At 33.7% G+C, this 21,093-nt stretch carries 22 protein-coding genes; 6 read left to right on the top strand and 16 right to left on the bottom strand.

From position 1 onward, the window contains the following. Positions 1-5 precede the first annotated feature (5 nt). Genes P2086_RS10090 through P2086_RS10080 form a run of 3 tightly spaced genes read right to left on the bottom strand, consistent with a single transcriptional unit; the run spans position 6 to position 3,164 of the window. Positions 6-1,781, bottom strand: coding sequence for a SpoIIE family protein phosphatase (locus P2086_RS10090; protein WP_317896615.1), 1,776 nt, complete (start codon positions 1,779-1,781; stop codon positions 6-8). An 11-nt stretch (positions 1,782-1,792) separates the two neighbouring features. Beyond that, entirely contained in the window at positions 1,793-2,722 is a 930-nt protein-coding gene (locus tag P2086_RS10085; RefSeq protein ID WP_317896614.1) for a tetratricopeptide repeat protein, read from the bottom strand. Between the two features lie 10 nt (positions 2,723-2,732). Next, a complete protein-coding gene (locus P2086_RS10080) occupies positions 2,733-3,164 on the bottom strand; it encodes a YfiR family protein (RefSeq protein ID WP_317896613.1) in 432 nt (143 codons plus the stop codon). Between the two features lie 106 nt (positions 3,165-3,270). On the opposite strand from P2086_RS10080, the gene P2086_RS10075 reads away from it, so the two are divergent. Both P2086_RS10075 and P2086_RS10070 read left to right on the top strand, forming a co-directional pair. Beyond that, positions 3,271-3,945: an RNA polymerase sigma factor gene (locus tag P2086_RS10075; RefSeq protein ID WP_317896612.1), complete on the top strand. Its 675-nt coding sequence runs from the start codon at positions 3,271-3,273 to the stop codon at positions 3,943-3,945. Next, a complete protein-coding gene (locus P2086_RS10070) occupies positions 3,926-5,023 on the top strand; it encodes a hypothetical protein (protein WP_317896611.1) in 1,098 nt (365 codons plus the stop codon). The genes P2086_RS10075 and P2086_RS10070 overlap by 20 nt, the downstream gene beginning before the upstream one ends. A 32-nt stretch (positions 5,024-5,055) precedes the next feature. Here the strand turns inward: P2086_RS10070 and gldA are convergent, their stop codons facing one another. The 7 genes from gldA to P2086_RS10035 all read right to left on the bottom strand — a co-directional run bounded on the left by gldA (position 5,056) and on the right by P2086_RS10035 (position 12,113). Next, positions 5,056-5,958: a gliding motility-associated ABC transporter ATP-binding subunit GldA gene (gldA, locus tag P2086_RS10065; RefSeq protein WP_317896610.1), complete on the bottom strand. Its 903-nt coding sequence runs from the start codon at positions 5,956-5,958 to the stop codon at positions 5,056-5,058. Between the two features lie 43 nt (positions 5,959-6,001). After that, entirely contained in the window at positions 6,002-7,003 is a 1,002-nt protein-coding gene (locus P2086_RS10060) for a tryptophan 2,3-dioxygenase family protein (RefSeq protein ID WP_317896609.1), read from the bottom strand. A 69-nt stretch (positions 7,004-7,072) separates the two neighbouring features. After that, positions 7,073-8,086 carry an endolytic transglycosylase MltG gene (gene mltG, locus P2086_RS10055; protein ID WP_317896608.1) on the bottom strand — a complete coding sequence of 338 codons (1,014 nt, stop codon included), beginning with the start codon at positions 8,084-8,086 and terminating at the stop codon, positions 7,073-7,075. A 26-nt stretch (positions 8,087-8,112) separates the two neighbouring features. Next, positions 8,113-10,038 carry a multiheme c-type cytochrome gene (locus P2086_RS10050; RefSeq protein ID WP_317896607.1) on the bottom strand — a complete coding sequence of 642 codons (1,926 nt, stop codon included), beginning with the start codon at positions 10,036-10,038 and terminating at the stop codon, positions 8,113-8,115. A 70-nt stretch (positions 10,039-10,108) separates the two neighbouring features. Then, positions 10,109-10,639, bottom strand: coding sequence for a GNAT family N-acetyltransferase (locus P2086_RS10045; RefSeq protein WP_317896606.1), 531 nt, complete (start codon positions 10,637-10,639; stop codon positions 10,109-10,111). Between the two features lie 62 nt (positions 10,640-10,701). Next, entirely contained in the window at positions 10,702-11,484 is a 783-nt protein-coding gene (gene dapF / locus P2086_RS10040) for a diaminopimelate epimerase (RefSeq protein ID WP_317896605.1), read from the bottom strand. Next, a complete protein-coding gene (locus P2086_RS10035; RefSeq protein ID WP_317896604.1) occupies positions 11,484-12,113 on the bottom strand; it encodes a hypothetical protein in 630 nt (209 codons plus the stop codon). The genes dapF and P2086_RS10035 overlap by 1 nt, the downstream gene beginning before the upstream one ends. Positions 12,114-12,285: 172 nt before the next feature. On the opposite strand from P2086_RS10035, the gene P2086_RS10030 reads away from it, so the two are divergent. The 3 genes from P2086_RS10030 to P2086_RS10020 all read left to right on the top strand — a co-directional run bounded on the left by P2086_RS10030 (position 12,286) and on the right by P2086_RS10020 (position 15,415). Beyond that, a complete protein-coding gene (locus P2086_RS10030) occupies positions 12,286-13,734 on the top strand; it encodes a Do family serine endopeptidase (RefSeq protein WP_317896603.1) in 1,449 nt (482 codons plus the stop codon). Between the two features lie 65 nt (positions 13,735-13,799). Next, complete coding sequence (locus tag P2086_RS10025; protein ID WP_317896602.1) at positions 13,800-14,258, top strand: low molecular weight protein-tyrosine-phosphatase; 459 nt, start codon at positions 13,800-13,802, stop codon at positions 14,256-14,258. A gap of 164 nt (positions 14,259-14,422) precedes the next feature. Next, entirely contained in the window at positions 14,423-15,415 is a 993-nt protein-coding gene (locus tag P2086_RS10020; RefSeq protein ID WP_317896601.1) for a deoxyhypusine synthase family protein, read from the top strand. A gap of 78 nt (positions 15,416-15,493) precedes the next feature. Here P2086_RS10020 and P2086_RS10015 read toward each other — a convergent pair whose 3' ends face one another. The 5 genes from P2086_RS10015 to P2086_RS09995 form a co-directional block, all read right to left on the bottom strand. After that, entirely contained in the window at positions 15,494-16,015 is a 522-nt protein-coding gene (locus P2086_RS10015; RefSeq protein ID WP_317896600.1) for a GNAT family N-acetyltransferase, read from the bottom strand. Positions 16,016-16,410: 395 nt separating this feature from the next. Continuing rightward, positions 16,411-16,905 (bottom strand): SRPBCC family protein, encoded by a 495-nt coding sequence (locus P2086_RS10010; protein WP_317896599.1) that lies wholly within the window; start codon positions 16,903-16,905, stop codon positions 16,411-16,413. 139 nt (positions 16,906-17,044) lie between these two features. Further along, positions 17,045-17,500: a cold-shock protein gene (locus P2086_RS10005; protein ID WP_317896598.1), complete on the bottom strand. Its 456-nt coding sequence runs from the start codon at positions 17,498-17,500 to the stop codon at positions 17,045-17,047. A 138-nt stretch (positions 17,501-17,638) separates the two neighbouring features. Beyond that, on the bottom strand, positions 17,639-18,199 hold the full coding sequence (locus P2086_RS10000; RefSeq protein WP_317896597.1) for a sugar O-acetyltransferase: 561 nt from the start codon (positions 18,197-18,199) through the stop codon (positions 17,639-17,641). Positions 18,200-18,232: 33 nt separating this feature from the next. Next, positions 18,233-18,649, bottom strand: coding sequence for a DUF1801 domain-containing protein (locus P2086_RS09995; protein WP_317896596.1), 417 nt, complete (start codon positions 18,647-18,649; stop codon positions 18,233-18,235). A 179-nt stretch (positions 18,650-18,828) separates the two neighbouring features. Between P2086_RS09995 and P2086_RS09990 the strand changes: the two genes are divergently transcribed. Beyond that, a complete protein-coding gene (locus P2086_RS09990) occupies positions 18,829-19,749 on the top strand; it encodes a T9SS type A sorting domain-containing protein (protein WP_317896595.1) in 921 nt (306 codons plus the stop codon). Between the two features lie 278 nt (positions 19,750-20,027). Here the strand turns inward: P2086_RS09990 and glsA are convergent, their stop codons facing one another. After that, the gene (glsA, locus tag P2086_RS09985) at positions 20,028-20,894 is read right to left on the bottom strand and encodes a 1-acyl-sn-glycerol-3-phosphate acyltransferase (RefSeq protein ID WP_317896594.1); all 867 of its coding nucleotides are present in this window, start codon (positions 20,892-20,894) and stop codon (positions 20,028-20,030) included. Positions 20,895-21,093: the final 199 nt, after the last annotated feature.

Raw genomic sequence — 21,093 nt, 5'->3', positions numbered from 1 at the left:
TATATTTAGACTTTTACTCCAATAACAAGTACATCATCTACCTGTTCTTGTCCACCTTGCCAAGTAAGTAAAGTAGAATCCAACTTCACTTTTTGTTCTGCAGAAGGCAGATCGCTTATTTGAACTAATAATTTACGAAAGTTTCCAACCATAAATTTTTTTCCGTTAGGTCCACCAAACTGGTCGGCGTAACCATCACTAAAGATATAGATTTGATCTCCTTTTTGCAATTTTAAAACGTGATTATCAAAATTAGCTTTTTCACCAATGAAGGAACCTATTGGGAATTTATTTGCAGGGTGGAGAATAAGTTCACTGTTTCTTACAATATATAATGGATTAAAAGCGGCAGCGTACTGAAGCTCCATAGTGCTATAATCAATTGCGCACAAAGTCATATCCATACCATCCTTTGCTTGCTTACCAGAATCGTCTACTCTAAGGGCGTTTACAATCCCCTCTCTTAAGCGATCAAGTATTTCACCCGGCATTGTTGCTGAAGAATTTTTAAGGATGTCTTTAAGAATGTTATGTCCAACCAAGCTCATAAATGCGCCGGGAACACCATGTCCTGTGCAATCAACAGCCGCAAAATATACTAGATTATCTTTTTCTTCAATCCAATAAAAGTCACCGCTTACGATGTCTTTTGGCTTAAATAAAATAAAAGCATCCGGTAATAATCTCTTCACAAAATTCTCTGTTGGAAGAATAGCATCTTGAATACGCTTAGCGTAATGAATACTGTCTGTTACTTGCTTGTAAAGGATTTCAAGCTCTTCGTTTTTGTTTTCGATCTCTGACTTTTGTCGAACAACCTCCTCAGTTCTTTCTATAACTTTTTGCTCTAAGAATCGTTCATTTTCAGCTAGATCTACACGCATTTTTAACAAAGCGTGACCTAAAGAATCATCCTTACTTAAAGGTGTATATTCAGCATCAAAATTACCAGCTCCCGTTTCTTTTGCAAAATCAGTAGTGTGTTGCATAGATCGAATAAGGTCATTGAGTGCATTTCCCATTTCGCCAATCTCATCTCTCGTGGCACTAACCCTCTCTTTAGGTAAAATCCCCAAACCCATTGATAAAAGCATCTTTTTAAGAACTTGAATTGGGATTGTAATTGAACGCGTGGTGAAAAACGCAATGAGTATTCCTCCTATTACCAAGGTGATACCAAGAAGCTGAACGAATGTTTTTAAGAAATTGATAGAGGAAAACATTTCCTCGGTTACACTGATTGAATAATTTTTCTTTAGTTCAATAAGAGAATTCAGGTTCTTGTATATTTTTTTTATGTTGATTTCCGAATCGTCGTACGGAAGCCTGGCCATTAAATAAATACTTGGATCATCATAAGCCTCTGGTGAATTTAACTGGTCTATGATTTCGTCTTTATACAATTTAAATAAAGACTCAATTCGATTAAAAATAATTTCAAGTTGCTTTTTTTCTTCAATAGACCAATCATCAGAAAATTCTATAAGTACGGCTTTCTTCTTAGGGTATTCTTTGCTAATGATATTTTTTAGCTCATCCCTGAATTCGATGTCGTTAAAACTCTTGTTATAGTACCATTTTGAAACATTTGTGTGAGAACGTTGCAATAAAAGATTTAACTCCTTTAATTCAGCTACACTTGGCGCTACTTGTCCAACAACCGTTTCTGTTCGTCTTTTACTTTTGTTGAGAATAACAACGGTAAGTATGAAGGCAATTACGGTTAGTAAAATAAAAATGGCGAAACCCAATCCTATCCTTCTTCCTATGGTAAATCTCATTTTCATTTTACTTATTTATCTACTGCTTGCTCCGAAAATTTAATTCCAAGCTCTTCCCCTTTTTTCTTAAAGTCATCTGATTTTGCATTATCATTTAACATACGGTAAATATAATAAAGCGCTTCCACAGCCTTTAAATTCTTATTATCATTAGCGTAAACCCTATGAATGAATTGCTCAGCTTGTTTGGCTAATTTTACCATATTCTCTTGTACAATGTCAATCTGAGAAAAATCTGCACCATAGTCGAGAGATTTACTCATATTAACCGCTTGATTATAATACATGAGCCCCATATTAACATTTGCTGCTGTATTATCAGGCTGAATTTCAAGTACCTTTAATAACGCAGCGATTGCAATTTCATGTGATTTACTATCGTTGTTGTCTTTAATAAACACTGCAGAAAACTGACTACCAACTGCGGTATAATATTTAACATCATCAGAACTAAAATCCATTTTTGGCTCTACTAAACGATGAACCATTTTATAACGCTTAAAAGCAATTTCACTTCTCTGATAATTTGTAGAATCCTGTAATAATGCTGCAGATAAATTAAAATAATTTTTTGAAAGATTTAATAGAAGCTTGTTGTTTTGAACAAAATAACTTGAATCTGGTTGCAACTTATTTGATACCAAAAGGGAATTGATTATTGTATCTCTGTAAGCAGAGTTTAAAACAAACTTATCACTCGATTTATATAGATCAAAATAAATAAAAGCTCTCGTAGTCCATGCCATAAAATCAACTTTTGTTTGTGGATGCAAAACAACACTATCAATTGCTCGTGCAGCTAATTCAACTGAGCCCGGGGCTTTTGATCGAAATAATTGCGTCGCTCTGTTTAACTTCTCCTCTTGCGCAAATAAGCCTGCACTAAAAAGCAACAAGATGCCTAGAAGTAAGTTTTTATTTATATGGCGCAATTTGCACATGTTTAAAGTATTAATCAATATTAACAGCCGCTAAAGCCTTAAAATCTTCGTTCGTTTTTAAGCCTGCTTTAACTGCAGCGTTTTTATTGTATTCAAATTTTAGTTTGCTATCTAGTGTGATAAAATTAATACTGGCTCCAGACTTGCAACCACCGGGAGCCTCAGAAACTACTAATGCTCCTTTGTTTTTATTTTTCGAGGCGGCATCACCTATCGAACGAGAAGCTTCTGGAGTTAAGAAGATAATATGAGAAGTAATACCAGGATCAAAACTCAAAGAGTTCTTAATTTCAATTTCCTGATTACCCACTTTTTTCTTGCCGGCGAGATTTTTTAATTCCGTAATTAGGTTTTCGTTCTTACCTACAACGTAAATAATAAAATTATCGACCTTTTTATTATCCGGCCACTCAAAATAACGGGTGTAATTATAGATGAACACCGCTCTGATTTTTGCATTTGCATCAAAGGATGAAGGTTGTTGAAATTTGAAAGAAATCAGACAAAAAACAACAAGTAAATATTTAAAAGATTTTGACAGATATATTATGAATCTTACAAAGATAATATTTGATTTTAAATGCCAAATTATTATTGGTTATTTTATTAACTTAGTCAATAAATCCACCGATTTTTTGGTTTTTGACAACAAATACACAAATTCTTCCGACAAAGAGCTCATTACTTTTTTTTCTGAGACGGATGATAATAGATACGTTGGTATTCTTTATCAGCGCTATAGCCATCTTGTGCTTGGTTTATGCTTCAAATACCTAAAGAACAAAAATGAGGCTGAGGATGCTGTTATACAAATATTCACAAAACTTCTACAAGACCTCAAAAAACACAAAATTGAGTACTTTAAGAGCTGGTTATACGTCTATAGTAAAAATTTCTGCCTTATGGAGTTGAGAAAAAGGCAGAGTTTACTCAAAAAAGAGCTCGAATTGAAAGAAAATGCTCACTTTTTTGTGGATATGCCCGATTTAGATCATCTAAAAGAAAAGGAGAGGCAAATTGGAATGATGGAAAGTGCAATACAGTTTTTAAACAAGGAACAAAAAATGTGTATTGAGCTATTTTACTTCCAAAACAAATCTTACATTGAAATTAGCGAAGTAACTGGATTTAGTAATAACGATGTAAAAAGTTACATTCAGAATGGTAAACGTAATTTGAAAATAAAAATAGAATCCTTAATAAATGAACAACCAGAAGGATAATAGCGATAACAAACCAATTAAGAACTTTTTGAACTCATCCAAAAATGATTCCAATGCTCCCATGGATGATTTTGATAAAGAAGCTATGGAGGGCTTTGCTAATCTTGACGAGGAGGAAATTCTTGACTTAAAAACCAAATTAGATTCCCGGGCCTATTCTGAAATCTTTATTACTGAAAAAAAATCTAACATGGCTTATTGGTATGCAGCAGCCGGATTATTTCTTGTAGTTGGTTTTAGTATTTATTTTATCCTAAATAGCTCTTTGTCAAAAAGAGAAGATCTTGCTCTTGAATCTAATTCTTTGCCAAAGGATGAAATTCAAAAAACACTTGAAACTCAAAATGAAAAAACGTCTTCGTCTGTACTCACTGACGAACTGAAACATAACGAAACAGTCTCTGCTAAAAAACCGCAGGAAAAAAATGCGATGACTTTTAAAAATAATCAAAAGGAACCAGAGGCAGAAAATAATAAAGAAATCCGTAGTGCAGATCAAAAACTTGTTAGTACTGCCGATAAGGAACTTCCTGCAACAATAAATGAATCTGCTTTGGCAGTTAATAACGTAATGAGAGTTAAAGCAGTTCCAATGGTAAGCGCACCAGTAGCCGCTGATGATAGGTATGTTAGCAAAGAAGATTTAGCTGAAAACAAACAAAACAAGACTTTAGAGGAAGAAGAGGAAGTTGCTAGCATAAGAGCCAAAAAAAAAGAAGGTCTTGCCAAGACAAGCAGAACAAAAAAAGATGACGACGCAATGGCAGCAGGCGTCAGCATTTCATCTGCGGATTTAAGCAATGTAAATACATGTCAATACGCTGGTGGTGAAAGCGCGTTAATCAAGGAACTTAACACCCGTTTAAAGGCTAAAAATCTTTTACAAAAATTTGATGCCACGCTTTATATTACTGCAGAAGGGAAAGTGGATAAAGTAGTTTATACTAATAGTTTTGATTTGAGTAAAGAACAACAATCACAAGTAACAGAGCTTTTAAAGGGGCTCGATAAATTTAAGTTTACTAATCCTACTTCCAGTGAGACCTTGGCTGAATACACCTTGGTTTTTAGGCCATAGAAACAGGTTTTTACAGAGTTATTAAGTTTAATTTACTTAGTAAGCTCTTTAAAAACGTCCTCAATTTTTTGTTCTTCTTTATTGAGTGTTAATACGCTTAAATTATTGGCCACAGCAAAATTGAAGATCTCTTTTCTGATATCTACCTGAGCAGAAGAAAATAATTGCCATGTAGTCTCTGTAAGAGATTTAACCTGTTCAACCCCTTCAATAGTCTTTAATAAATCCGTTTTTATTTCTTTATCAAATTCTACCGTAACAATTTGTCGCGTAGTATTTTTTTGAAGATTTTTCGTTTCATCATTTGCAACAATTTCACCTTTGTTTATAATAATTACTCTGTCACAAATAGCTTCAACTTCCTGCATAATATGCGTGCTAAGCATAACCGTTTTTTGTTTACCTAAAGATTTAATAAGACTTCGTATTTCTTCCAATTGATTTGGATCTAAACCGGTAGTTGGTTCATCCATGATTAATACTTTGGGATCATGGATCATAGCCTGTGCCAAACCAACACGCTGACGATACCCCTTACTTAAAGCGCCAATTTTCTTATTTTGCTCAAGCTGTAAACCGGTGATATCAATCATTTCTTTCACACGGCCAGTAACATTTTTTATTTTGTGAATATTACCTACAAATTCTAAAAATTCCTTCACATACATATCAAGATATAAAGGATTGTGTTCAGGTAGGTACCCTATTTGCTTTCTAACATCAAGACTTTGCTCCAAAATATCAAAACCACAAACTTTAGCACTACCCTCGCTAGGCGGAATATAGCAAGTTAATATTTTCATCATGGTACTTTTGCCGGCTCCATTGGGTCCTAGAAATCCAATGATTTCATTACCTCCCACTTCGAAGGAAATGTTATTAAGCGCTTTCTGAGCACCGTATAACTTACTAATATTACTTACACTAATTGACATTTTATGTACTCAATTATTTTTATTCGAAAAAGATTGATAATTCCTAACCTTCTACTTTAAACACATTGGTTTCAACCCAGCCCTTTCCCCAGTCTTCCATTTCTTCTTTTGTCCATAGTTCTGGATAAAAAATTCTTTTTTGAAAACGTGGTGGTAAATATTTCTGCCAATTCGTTCCTCCTGTAGCTGAAATATCTCCAGTATTTTGTTGTAAATAACGCACCGCACTTTTATAATGTACCAAAGGCCAGTTAATATTTACATTCACATCTAACTGCTTTAAAGCGTTTTTTGTTTTAGGATTGTTTCTGTCGTGTTCGGGTAAACTTAAATATTTTTGGTAAATATTTTTTGTTTGGTATTCTTGAGCTAACGCGATAAATTTTTCTCCGTATTTTTTCTCAAACTGATTTAGTGTGAGTGTCTTTTTTCCAGTAGCTAATTCAGTTGCACCTTTGTTCCAATAAATGTATTTGAATAGCTCTTCTATCGGAGCGTTCTTTCCTGTATATTCAGAACGAACATCTTTATCAACCAAATTGATAAAATCTGTGCTGCATATCTCAATCATTCGATATTGTGCACTCTGGAATCCGCTTGCAGGTAACAGAGCCATTCGGTATTTCAAAAATTGCTCCTTTTCCATACCATCAATCATTATCTCAAAAGATTTTGTAAGCGCTTCAAAGTAGCGGTTAATTCTGTTTACACGTTCTACAAAAAAAGTGCTATCAAGGTCAGACTTCCAGCCTTCATCTTTTCCGCTTTCAGAAATAATTTTTCCATTATTACCTAACTGCTCAAACTCATGCATACAGAGTTTAAAATACAACTCCGTAATTTGGTGATACATGATAAAAATTAACTCGTCAGGATAATCTGTTTTTGGATTTTGTAGTGTTAACAATGTCTCAACCTGCGTATAATCCCAATATGTGAGGTAATTTGACAGTAACAACCCATCAAGATAACTGTTAATATCCTGACCCATTTGAGCATATTTATCTTCAAGTAGTTTTATTTTATCTTCAATATTCTTTTCCATTGTTAAGGATTTAATATATTAATCTCTGTTTAAATCTAACAGAGATATGAGTTTCAAAAATACAAATTATTAGCGACCAATACCTTTTTTATTCATTGCCTTTTGATATGCCGATGCAAACCTCCTATGCTGATCGTAAGTAGAAGAGAAGTCGGAGAAGCCATTAAGCTGTGGTTTAGCACAAAAAAAGATAAAATTATGTTTATTGTAATTTAAAGTTGCATCGAGTGCTTGCGTGTTTACTAAAGAAATTGGCCCGGGTGGTAAACCTTTGTATCGATAAGTGTTATATGGGGAATTAATTTCCTTGTCAATATTATAAACACGCTTTACACCAAAATTTTTATTCGCAAATTTTAAGGTAGGATCAGCTTCAAGGCGCATTCCTTTTTTTAAGCGGTTAAAATAAACTCCTGCAATTTTTTCCTGTTCGCTTTCAATAGCACTTTCGTTCTGCACGATAGAAGCCATTGTAATAATTTCTGATACTTTATAGCCTAATTTTTTTGCTTGCGCTAATCTTGTAGAGTTCCATACTTTATTAAACTTTTCTTTTAGAATTTTAAAAAAATCGTCAGTGCTTACAGCCCAGCTAAGCTCGTAAACACCAGGAATAATGAGTGCAAAAGAATTATCCGGATCTAATTTAAACCATTCACGAAGTTTTTTCTCATCGGTTAAAACGTCTTCCAGTTCAGAATTACTCAATTCCAATTTATCATCAACGTATTCAACAAATTCATCAAGATTATGAATTTGAGAATTAAAAGTAAGTTTAACTTTTTCTTGTTTATTGTATTTAATCAAATTTATAATCTGACGCATGTTCATTCCGTCAATAATTCTGTACTTACCAGGATTTATATTCTTTTCTAGATCCATTTCTTTAGCAAGCCAGGAAAATGCTGTTGGGTTTTCAATAATATCTTCCGAATTAATACTATTCATTACATCTTCAAACGAATCGTTTTTTCCTATATAGATGTAAGTGTAATTTTTATCTTTTAAATCAATTCCTTTTAAAAACTTCTTATAAACATACATTGCGGCAAATACAATGATTACGATTACTACAAGAGACATTATAAAACTATTTTTCTTTTTCTTACTCATAAACTATTCAATTGCTGTATTGCTGCAAGAGCTTTTTTGTTTTTTGGATTTACCCTTATCACCTCTTCTAAATACTTCTTTGCCAAAAGTCTCTCTTTTGTATTCAAATAATAAGCAGCTAAATTTAATAAAAGTGCTTCATTATCAGGATCTAATTTTTCACCTACTTTATATAATCTCAAAGCTTCCGCGGGAAATCCTTGTAACAACTTTATGTAACCTAAATTAGAATATGCAGATACAAATTTTGGATTTTCATTTAAAATAAATTCAAACTGTTCTATAGACTCTTTCAGCATAGATTCTGCTGCTAGACTTGAACCTAACTTATTTCTGAAGTCAAGATTATAGGGCGCCAATTTAGCCGCTTTTTTAAACCATCTTAAAGCATTTGTATTATCGTTTGTATTAGAAAAAGCTTCTCCTATTCGGTAAGCCGCCCAAGCGTCTTTATTATCATAGGAGTCCTTACTAAAAACAGAATCACAAACTTGTTCACCCTGATTTTTTATCAATGCGATTAGTTCGGTATATTTTTGTTGGATAAAATAAATTTGAATAAAACTACTCAGTGTTTTTTTATTACCTGGAATACTTTTTAAGAAAAATATGGCCGAATCTAGATACGATGCGCTTTGTTCGAATTTAGAATATTGGTCAATGTATGCATTGGCCTTGGTCAAATTATCTGGATTTTTTTCATTTATTGAAAACAATCCTATAAAGGTTTTTATTTTATCTTTTTCTTTTTTTGTAATTGGTTTCCGGATATAATGATCATGCACCGAAACATGAGGAATATCTGTAGAACCAGACGCAGGCATATGACAACTCACACAGTTTTTTAATTCATTATTTTTTAATTCATTGTGTACATTATTAATTTCGCTTGCATTACTATGACAATTAGTGCAGGCATCATTGAACACATTTTTATTGGTTTGTTTAACGCTCACATGCGGATTATGACAAGTAACACAGGTTAAAGCCTCTTTATAAGGTTTTAATGAACGATTATCTTTCACTTTCTCATACGACTTAATGAAACAAGCACTTTGTTTTAAACGATCGGCATGAGAAGCCATAATAAATTCGTCGTCTGCATTTTTATATTTGGGCAAAAACACCGATATAAAGTCACTTAGCTTTTGTCCAGGTTTAAAATCGTAAAATGATTTACCTTCTTTTAAAACTGCATTTCCTTGTAAATGACAACGCTGGCAAATATCAAATTGTGCATCTATAGAAAGTTTGGCAGGATTTACAATTGAATAATCAATGTATTTTGATGTATCCACTTTACTTCCTGTACTTCTTTGGGCAACGTGAATGCTACCTGGACCGTGACAGCGCTCACAATCTATTCCGTTTGGTAAACGTGTAAATTTATTTTCAGAACCCTTTACAAATTCTGGGTAGGCATTATGACAGGACATACACTCTAACCCAATTTTTCTTGAAAATCGGGTATTCACACCATTTTCAAAACCTGGGGGAAGATCCCAGTGCTTTTTTTGCGTGTAATAGGTCATTGGCATTTGATGGACATAACCGTTTACGGAATACATGTGCGAGTTTGTGTGTTGCCCAGATCCAATAATATAATTTACTTTTTCAGTTCTTGTATGTGTTGTGTCCTTTTTACTAAGGCGAAATTCCTTGATAAACAAACTGTCTTTGTTCCAATATGCCCTATACTGTAGGTTAGCAATCCTATCATAAATAGAAGCGGATATAAAATCACCGAAAGATTTTTTGCGCGAAGCCACATCGAAAGATTTTCCCATTCCTGTTTCTATAAAAGTATTGTAAATAGATTGGTGGCATTGTCTGCATGTATTCATTCCAATATATTTCGCGGTATCAGAATGATTTAAATAAACTAATGTATCTTTTTTTTCTTTTATGGAATTGGGCGTCATTTCAGAATCACACGCAATTAAACAGATAAGAGAAACTGCAAAAATTACAGAACGAAATATGAAAAAAAATTTAGGCACCTTTATTAATGCATTGCATAAACCAAACATCTTCGTAAGAATTTAAGCCTGTTTTGGTCCAAGATTTTTTTAGACCGCTTTTCTCGAATCCTGCCTTTTCAAACAAAGCAACGCTGGCTGGGTTAGATTCATTAATATGTACAAAAAGTTGCTTCAGTAATAAGGTTTTAAAACAATAGTCTTTGATTAATTCTACACACTCAAGCGCACAACCTGACTTACGAAATGTTTCATAGATATAAATACCAAGACCACTGCGCTGATGCTGTGCATCAAAATCAAAAAGGTCAATCATTCCAATTGTATCATTAGAATTCAGTTTGTTAACCATTAAGCGAAGTTGTTTATTCGTGTAAATATCTGCATGTGAAGCATTGGTAAACTCTTCCAGAATAAATTTACTAAAAGGAATTTGTGTGAAGCTCACAGGCCATATATCACGGTTGTTTTCCCAACGGTATAGGATTTCAGCATCAGAAGGTTCCAAGGCCCGTAAAGAAATTAGGTTTCCGGATAAAAACATAAATTGATTTTTATTTTTTAGGATTAAATTATAAAAAGTAAACAATCACTTAGATTGAACTTTTATTCTAATTCTATTACCCCTTTAAAAACAGACATTGCTGGGCCTGATAACCAGATGTTATAAAAGTTTTGTTCAAGTACTTTATCGAAAGTAACTTCAAGCATTCCCCCTTTAGTTTTAATAAGGCATGAATTTTTTCCGGTAGACATACCCTTAACAGCAGCGACCAGAGCAGCGGCAGTTACACCGGTACCACAAGAATATGTTTCGTCCTCCACTCCGCGTTCGTATGTGCGCACAAATAACTCTTCGTTATTCTTTTCAATAAAATTTACATTTGTTCCTTCTTCGTTAAAACGATCGTTGTATCTTATTTTTTTTCCTTCATTAAAAACATCGTAATTTTCAACGTCTTCAACAAACTTTACATAGTGCGGTGAACCTGTATTCAGGTAAAAATAATCTTCACCCAACTCCATGCTTTTAACATCATTCATTTTCAGGGACACTTTGCCATCTTCTAGTGTGGCTTCATGTTCCCCATCGATAGCTGAAAATTTAGCTTTGCTAGAAATAAGACCCAGATCTTTCGCGAAAGCTACAAGGCACCTACCACCGTTACCGCACATGCTGCTTAAATTGCCATCGCTGTTGTAATAAACCATTCGAAAATCGAAACCAGGTTCTGATTCAAGAAGAATAAGACCATCGGCTCCGATACCAAAACGGCGGTGGCATAAAAATGCAACTTGTTCGTTTGAGAGAGAAATCGGATTAAAGCGATTATCAATCATGATAAAGTCGTTTCCAGTACCCTGATATTTTTGAAATTTAATTTCCATTAATTGATTTTTGCAAGAAGGTCGGTATCAACTACTTTTTCTAACTTTCTAAAATCACCTCCGTAGAATAATTTATAGACTTGATCTGAACACTTTATATAATAAGCGTTATCAAGTTGATAGAGAAGAACATTATTAAAATCTAAAAAACCGTAAAGCATTATTTTATTTTTTGAAAACTTATAGCCTTTTGAGTTAAGAGGTGTTTTCCAAAATTCGATAAAATATAAATTTGAATAATTGTTGTCCACCTTTGCTAGTTTCGCTGCTAGAGAATCTCTTCCTGTTATATTGTCACCAATGTTAATTACTTTAACATTTTTAACTGACAATAATTCATCGGTTGCAATACTTATTTTTGAATCGAGTGCTATAAGGCTATCTACTTCTTTGTAGTTTATGTTTGGGCTTTTGGAAACATTTATTTTGAAGCGTTCTTTGTTTTTTTTCTTATCCTTTTTGTCCTTCACATCTTCATTCTTTACAGACTGTTCGATAACGGTAATTTGCCCAGCTCCTGTAGATTTTAAACGGTTAAAAACCTCATTGAGTTTGAAGAAAAAAAATGCAGCACTAATGATTAAACCTATAGACACTCCAAAAATAAACGGTGGTATTTTCCTTTTCAATCTCATTAATTTTATTTGTAAATTTAGTAAAAATAGCGAAGTCCTTTATATTAATATTTTGAATTTTTAACAGCCCGTATCCCTTGCTGGTTAAGGATTGTTAAAAACAAACTGCCAAAATAATTTCAGCATTACTTTTGTGTTATACAAGTAACTAAAAAAATATTTTGATATGAAAAAAATAGTTTCATCCATTTTTGTAGCTTGCTTTGGTGGAGTTATTGCCTTAGCTGGTTACCAATTTCTTAACGGAAAAAAGGGTACTGCTAATCAACTTACCAACCCTCAAAACTCTTCTGTTTATAAACTAGTTAATTATTCCGGGAGCGCTTCGGCGGGCACCATGAATGATTTTACGATGGCTGCTGAAAAATCTGTGAATGCTGTTGTGCATATAAAGACCGTCAGCGAACATGTAAACAATCTTTCTTATGATCCTTTTGCAGAATTGTTTTTTGGACAACAGAAACGGCAACAAACATATGTACAGCAAGGAAGTGGCAGTGGCGTCATTATAAGTGAAGATGGTTACATTGTAACCAACAACCATGTGATCTCTGGCTCTGATAAAATTGAAGTTGTTCTTAATGATCGAAGGACTTATGAAGCTGAAATTATTGGTGCCGATGCCAGTACTGATGTGGCCCTTATAAAAATAAAAGAAAAAAACTTACCCTTCATGGCTTATGGTAACAGTGATGGCGTAAGAGTTGGCGAATGGGTGCTTGCAGTTGGAAATCCTTTTAACTTAAATAGCACTGTAACGGCAGGTATTATAAGTGCAAAAGGACGTAACAATATTTTGAATGGAAATAAACGTCCGATTGAATCTTTTATCCAAACCGACGCTGCTGTTAATCCTGGAAATAGTGGTGGAGCACTTGTAAATACTGATGGAGAGCTTATTGGAATAAATACCGCCATTGCTTCAAATAACGGTTCTTACCAAGGTTATTCTTTTGCGGTACCGGTTAATATAGTTAAGAAAGTAGTGAGTGATATGGTTGAATTTGGAACCGTTCAACGTGCCTATATTGGGGTAAGTATTCAGGACATTGACGCCAAATTTGCAGCAGATAGAAAACTTAAACAATTAACGGGTGTTTATGTAAACGGGCTTACTAGTGGAGGTAGCGCTGAAGAGGCAGGAATTGAGGAAGGTGACGTGATTACTTCGATACAAGATATTGCTATAAGTTCTGTTAGTGAATTACAGGAACAAATAAGTCGTTACCGTCCAGGTGATAAAATAAACGTAAACGTAATGCGCAATAATAAAACTGTTACTGTACCTGTAGTTTTAAAAACACTTAATAATACAACCAACCTTGTAAAAAAGACAGAAATAGTAAAAACCAATATTCTTGGAGCCGAATTTCAAGATCTTAGCTTAGATGAATTGGAAGCCATGAAAGTTGAAAATGGTGTGCGAATTCAAAAAATAAATCCAGGCAAATTAGCCCAAACAGGGATTCAACCAGGTTTCATTATCACACATATTGATAAAAAGAAAATGAATTCATCTGTTCAGATGAAAGAACGTCTTGAGAAATCAGGTCCAATACTAATTGAGGGTTTCTACACTAATGGAATGAGAGCCTCCTACAGTTTTTCTTTATAACCAAAAATTAATTTCAATAAGCGAATCAAACTGATTCGCTTTTTTATTTTTATCCTTTTCCTACTATGCAAAAAATACTCTTTGTCTGCCTTGGCAATATTTGTCGCTCCCCCCTTGCGGAAGGAATTATGCTTCATTTAAAAAGCAAACATAACCTTCAACTCGAAATAGATTCGGCAGGTACAGCTAACTATCACGTTGGTGAAGCCCCTGATAGGCGCACAATTGCCAATGCCAAAAAAAAAGGTGTCGATTTAAGTTCTTTGAGGGCTCGTCAGTTCAGCGCTATTGACTTTGAAAATTTTGATAAGATCTATGCGATGGATAAAAATAATTTTAAAAATATTTTAGCCTTAGCGAAGAAAGAGTCTCATAAAAACAAGGTGAGTTTGTTTTTAAGCGGTGAACCTTCCTATGAAGATGAAGTTCCAGATCCTTATTACGGAACAGAAAGTGATTTTGAAAATGTTTTTTGGCTGGTGTATGAAAAATGCGAGCAATTGGCGGGAATTAAAGAATTATAACGTGTTAGTCCACTAAAAAATACAATTCAATTTTTGGTCAGCCTGAAGTGAAAAAATCGCTCAATTTTCGCTCATTTTTTCACATAAATATTCTTTATTCCGCTACAAATTTTCATTCTCTCCTGTCCACAAAAAATTTTATCTTTGCGCTTTAAAATAAAATTATGTCAGATTCAACATTAGCAAAAAAAGGGCCCATTTCAAATTTCGTTGCTCATCATTATAAACACTTTAATTCAGCTGCTTTGGTTGATGCGGCAAAAGGTTATGAAACACATTTAACCGAAGGCGGTAAAATGATGATAACATTAGCTGGCGCAATGAGTACTGCTGAATTAGGGAAATCATTGGCTGAAATGATTCGTCAGGATAAAGTAGATATAATCTCTTGCACTGGTGCAAACCTTGAAGAAGACATCATGAATTTAGTAGCACATAGTCACTATAAACGCGTTCCAAACTACCGTGATCTATCACCGCAAGACGAGTGGGATCTTTTAGAAAACCATTACAATCGTGTAACAGATACTTGTATTCCCGAAGAAGAAGCATTTCGTCGTTTACAAAAACATATTTACAAGATTTGGAAAGATGCTGATACTGCGGGAGAGCGTTATTTTCCGCATGAATACATGTACAAGATTTTAAACAGTGGTGAGTTAAAGCAGTATTATGAAATTGATCCAAAGGACAGTTGGATGCTTGCCGCTGCTGAAAAAAATCTTCCAATTGTTGTACCAGGATGGGAAGACAGTACCATGGGAAATATTTTTGCTTCTTATGTTATTAAAAATGAAATAAAAGCCATTACCATGAAAAGTGGTATTGAATACATGGCTTGGTTGGCAGATTGGTATCCTAAAAATAGCGGTGGCAAAGGCGTTGGTTTCTTTCAAATTGGCGGCGGCATTGCAGGTGATTTTCCAATCTGTGTTGTGCCAATGCTTTATCAAGATATGGAAATGACTAATATTCCTTTTTGGAGTTATTTTTGTCAGATTTCAGATTCAACGACCTCTTACGGCTCATATTCTGGAGCAGTTCCAAACGAAAAAATCACCTGGGGTAAGTTAGACATCAATACTCCTAAATTTATTGTGGAGAGTGATGCGACCATTGTTGCACCATTAATTTTTGCCTGGATCTTGGGTTGGTAGTAATGATAGTTGAATTTAAGTCTATTATTAAAAAAGCGGAATATTACTCCGCTTTTTTATTTTTCGAATTAATTTAGCTTAAGGCTTACTAATTTTATACCAAACATGCGGCTCTTTCTGAAAATCGAAATCCTCTACGTAAATTAATCCAGATTTCTCAAGCACTTTTATTGATTTTAAATTATTTACGTCTGCCATGGCGTAAATTTCATTTAATTTCATTTGACTAAACCCATAAGAAATAATTGCTTTTGCTGCTTCAGTTGCATAACCATTTCCCCAGTACCGTTTAATGAAACGATACCCTAAATCATAATAATTAATATGATAGTTGGTTAAATCTTTTACGAGTTTAAGTCCAGCCCAACCCATAAATTCATTTGTTGTTTTGTTTATTACCGCCCAACGTCCAATACCAGCATCTTCATATTGTTTTCGAATAAAACTGATAATTTCTCTGCTGTCGTCAATTCTTGTGAATGGTTGATTTCCCAGGTATTTGTGAACATCTTTATCAGAATCTAGTTCAAACATTTCCATTTCATCACTTGGAAGAATTTCTCTTAAAATAAGGCGTTCCGTTTTAAGGAAAATTTGCATAGGAAGATTATTTAAGTGTAACTGTTTTTTTGCGAAGTGCAAAATACAAAAATTATAAATTCACTGAGATTTTATTTCTATTACATAAATCAATTTATCAGCACTTGCAGATAGATGAAGTATTACAGAATTAGATAAGGTATCGATAAAACATAATTTACTGACTTCATGAAACAAGAAATAATTCTTCAAAATTATGCTCAGACTCTCTTACCTAAAGGCAAAGCTAGAGGAGGTTTTAATGGTATTTTTTTTTCGGACCTTATTCTAGTTGACTTTTCTCGTGGCGCGATAATTTTTTATGATTTATTCAGTTTTACCGGGCCATTTAAATGTTAACGAATAAAAAAAATTCTTATTCATTTTCCCTCAGTTAAATATAATTACTTGAAAATTTAATTATTTACCATTCGCTTATACATTTCATTTTTATTTCTTAGATCTAAACCACCCTCACAAATCGATTTTAAATTCACCAAATAAAATGACCAACCGTCGTGACATCCCAACCTTACTTCCTTTTTTGAATCTTCATCTGTAGGGATATCTTTTTGTGACAACTCTACTAGTACGTTTCCGTCCTTTTCAGAAAGCTTCACATCAACAATGCAATCTCCGGCAAATGTAAACTGAAAATGATCTAGTCCATTTGCTTCTAACACTCTTCCTCGCTCAACAACATCATGCAAATACCAACTCCATTCATATAAGTTCCCCTTTTCAGTTGCCACATTTTTCTCCAATGCTTTTCGTTCCTTATCAAGATAGTTCGCTTTTTTAAGAAACCACTTTTCAGCTTCTCCTGACTTAGTCCAGGCATCGTAAACAGTATTTAGTTTTGCTTTCACCAATATTTTGAGGGAAAAGCCAGTCCAGTCAAAATTTTTCATTGAGGTTTGTTTTAGTGTGTTAGATTAAAGGTACAAAAAAAAGTGGATGTCCTAAATATTGGAATAACAGTCGATAAAAAGCAAAAAAAAAAACAATAGACTTAGCTCTATTGTTCCTAATTTTATTAAAAAAAGTGAATTATATGATCACGGTAACTTTAATAGCTACCATGCCTTTTTGACCCATTTCTGTCTCAAAATTAACTTTGTCATTTTCTTTAACAGGGCCATTTAAACCATTTACGTGAAAAAACACGCTGTCTTGAGAACGCTCATCCTTAATAAAACCGTAACCCTTTTCGCTATTATAAAAAGTTATTTTACCCTTTCTTAATATGTCAGCAGGTTCAATAGCTTGCTCTACACGGGCTCCTAACTGAATGTCCTCTAGATTAATTACTTTTCTTTTGTTTGGATCAGGAGGTGTGGATGATAATTGACCATTCTCATCTACATATGCTATCATGTCTTCAAAACTTTTTCCTTTTTTGGAGTTAGCTTTCCGTTCTTCTCTTTTCTCTTCCTTCTCTTTGCGCTTTAATTGTTTCTTTTTTTCTTTTTCTTTTTTACTGTATGTTTCTTGTGATTTACTCATGTTTTTTAAAAAAAATTTGTTACACCTGTTTTTATTAATATTCGAAAGGAACACTACCAGATGTGCAAATATACCTAAAAACTGGCATTCTTGCACAGGTAATTTAGGCTTAACAATTTCATTGGATTAACTTGAAACTTAGCTCTGGTTTAATTTCCTGATTACTTTAGCTGGATTACCGACGGCAAGTGAATTTTCGGGTATACTATTTATTACAACAGCCCCCGCCCCAATTACCGAACCGTTGCCTATTGTAACCCCAGGACAGATAATTGCCCCTCCTCCGATCCAACAATCGTTACCAATGGTTACTGGCTTGGCTAATGCCCTTGTGCGTCTTGTTTTAGCGTCAAGTGGATGCGAAGCCGTATAAATATTAACTCCTGGTCCAAACAAAACATTTTCGCCAATGGTTACTTTCATAACATCTAGAACAACGCAGTTAACATTAAAATATACGCGACTTCCACAGTGAATATTATAACCATAATCGCAATGAAAAGGCGGCTCAATGTAAATATCTTTTGGAGCATTCGGTAGCAGTTCTTTTAAAATCAAAGCTGAATTAGCACTCATTAAGTACTCGGTAACATTTAGCTTATGAAGCAGTTTTTTCGCTTTTACCCGATCATCATTTAACTCCTTTGAAAAGGGAGAGTACAGTTCTCCATCAAGCATTTTTTGTTTTTCACTGTCCATTTTCTGGTGCAAATTATTCTTTTAGGTTAGATTTCATTCAATTCTAAAATCGACATTATTCACTTTTTTCGCGATCGTATTTACTATTTCTTTAATTATTCTTTCAAGTTCCTTTTTACCTAACTGAACCTCTTTTGAGTCAGAAAAATAGGCTAATCGTCTATCTTTATAGTTCCCTTCTAATAAATCTGATTTTATTTTAACAACATAAGGGTGGTGAAATACTAACAAAATTCTTCCTTTCCTGTCAGGTCCAAATGTTACAATATCTTCCATGTAATAATAACTTGGCGCGTTCCATTTAATTCTTTCGCTTATTCTTTTATCCGAGTTTTTAATTATTGTTCTTAATTTTTCTATCTCAGGTTTTAAAGGATAAATAGAATTAAGCATCCATTCGGTTACTTGTTCAGTGTCTGTTATTTTTTGAATGGAGCTTTTATTAGCCATAAATCACTTGCAATTTCTTAGGTTAAATTAAACTTTGCATTACACGAATTTAATCCTTTAAATCATATTTCGAATCGAAAAAAACCTTTAGAGAATAAACCACAATAATTTATTAATGCAAAGTGTTTCTTTTTATGGAAAAATTAAGTCCTCTGCATCTTAATTAAAAATACAGTATCATGAAAAACGACAGTTATTATATTCAAATTCCAGAGCCTTGCCATGAGGATTGGAATAACATGCAAGAAAATTTACAGGGAAAACATTGCGAAACTTGCAACAAATCTGTTATAGATTTTTCCTCCAAAACAGACCTGGAAATTAATAACTTACTACTCGAAAAGAAGGGAGAAAATATTTGTGGACATTTTAGAAAGAGTCAGTTAAACAGGCCTATTAAGATTCATGTCGATCTAAATAAACTTCCTAAAAATATAAGTACTACAAAGAGTTTTGGCATTGCTTTATTTCTTGTATTTGGCAGTTTATTATTTAGTTGCACGGATATACAAGGTCAGACAATAGGGAAAATAGAAGTGAAAACAACACAAACCAAACACTACGCTAAAGGTAAAATAAAAATTCAGAGCCAAGTTACGAGAGACGATACTATTCGAGCAATTGACACAAGCTCAACCAAAATAGAAATCGAATCAATGATTAATGGTGGTTTAAGATATATAGCTATGCCTCTAGCTGAAGACACAATTACTAAAGCAGTCATGCCGCCAGTTATTGAAGCACAAAACACTTCGGAATGTTTTACAATGGGAGAAACGATTCTGACAAATAAAGAAACATTTCCGACTGAGAAAGAGTCGTATGAATTCTTTGAAGAAAACACTGATTTAAGTGTCTATCCTAATCCTTCTAAAGGTGAGTTTTTTGTTCAATATGATTTATCGAAGAGATGCGATATAATTCTTGAAATTTTGGACTCAAACGGAAAACGGATCAAAACGCTAGTCGATATTAAGGCTCAACACCAGGGTAAGTATACAATTCCGTTTAGCTTGCTTTCAACGCCAGATGGAATTTACTTGGTGCGTTTGTTAAAAGACGAAACCGAGTTTTTTAATGAACTGATAATTAGAAAATAGTTTGCGATTAAACTGCTTGGTAGAGTGTTTTACTTAGAATTATCAAGTTTTTAGGACAAATTGAAATTTATCACAAATTATTTCATTCTTTCAATCAAAATACTACATTTGCTGTGGCGGAAATGAGAGGTCTTTTTTGGGTAAGATCTTGCAGACTCTCGTCTGTTTCTTGTTTCCGCCAACTTATTCAAAAAGAGGGTTTTTTTACCCTCTTTTTTTGTTTAAATTATCTTACTGGTCTATTTAAATCAAAAAACACGCTAACAAAAATCTTTGATTTAGTTGTTCTTTTTTGTGAGTTTTATAAATTCTTCGAATGGCATACCTGTCATAAACTCTGGGGAATAAATAAACTTATAAATACAATCTGCCCAGGCTTTATGGCTTTTTGAAGAATCAAACACTTCATAACTAAAAGGTTTACCGAAATGAATACGTATGGTTTTTTTGTTTGCGCTAAACATTTCATCGGGTAAAAAGAGCATTTCTATATTAGCCTTTATACCAAGACGCTTTCTCCAATAGGCAAAATTGTAGAAAAAATTCGAATTCACACCTTCGATAAACGTTGGTACCACTATGCGTTTATGATCTATTGCTTGAGTAACAAAACTCTTTTTCCAACTCAAATCTCTAACAACACCTTCCTGTTTTCTTGAAACCAATCCCGCAGGAAAAATAAGAACCGCTCCCCCCTGACGAAAAATCTCCTCCATTGTTCTCAGAGAACCAGCAGAAGCAGCCCCTAACTTATTTACAGCAACAAAAACATCACCATAATTCGTAAGGTTTTTTAAGATATCATTGACGAAAAAATGAACATCAGGGCGTAACTCGCCAACCGCTTTTATGAGTGCCATACCATCTAATCCTCCAAGTGGATGATTAGATGCCACCGTTACATTTCCTTTTAGAGGTATGTTTTCAGGATTTACCGATTCGACTTTTGCTTCAAGGATTTCTAAAGCCTTCCTGTTAAAATCAAGACCCTTATCGTTTTTTAACTGCTCCATAGCAGCATTAATTTCTTTCTCGTGTAATGTTCTCTTTAGCCAGTTTATGGTGAACCTAGGCAACCATCTATACAGTTTATATGCTTTTTCTTTAAGAACTTTATCAATATCAATAAACTTTTTACTCTCCATAGTTTAGGAGGTCAAAGATAAAATAATTGTCAATATATCAATGCTATTGGTTTAAACTAGGGTATCACTAAGTTAAACATAATCCTTTTTACTAATTATTTCTTTAGTTTTATTTAGAGCCGTTTATTAAATATATCACAAATATTTTCTATTTTTATTTGGTTGGCGTAGTGATATTTCACCTAAAGGAACGGTGAAC

Origin of the sequence: Aurantibacillus circumpalustris (genome assembly GCF_029625215.1) — a bacterium.
Lineage (GTDB): Bacteria > Bacteroidota > Bacteroidia > B-17B0 > Aurantibacillaceae > Aurantibacillus > Aurantibacillus circumpalustris.
Note: the sequence above shows the minus strand (reverse complement) of the source record. Positions and strands in the feature narration are given on the sequence as shown.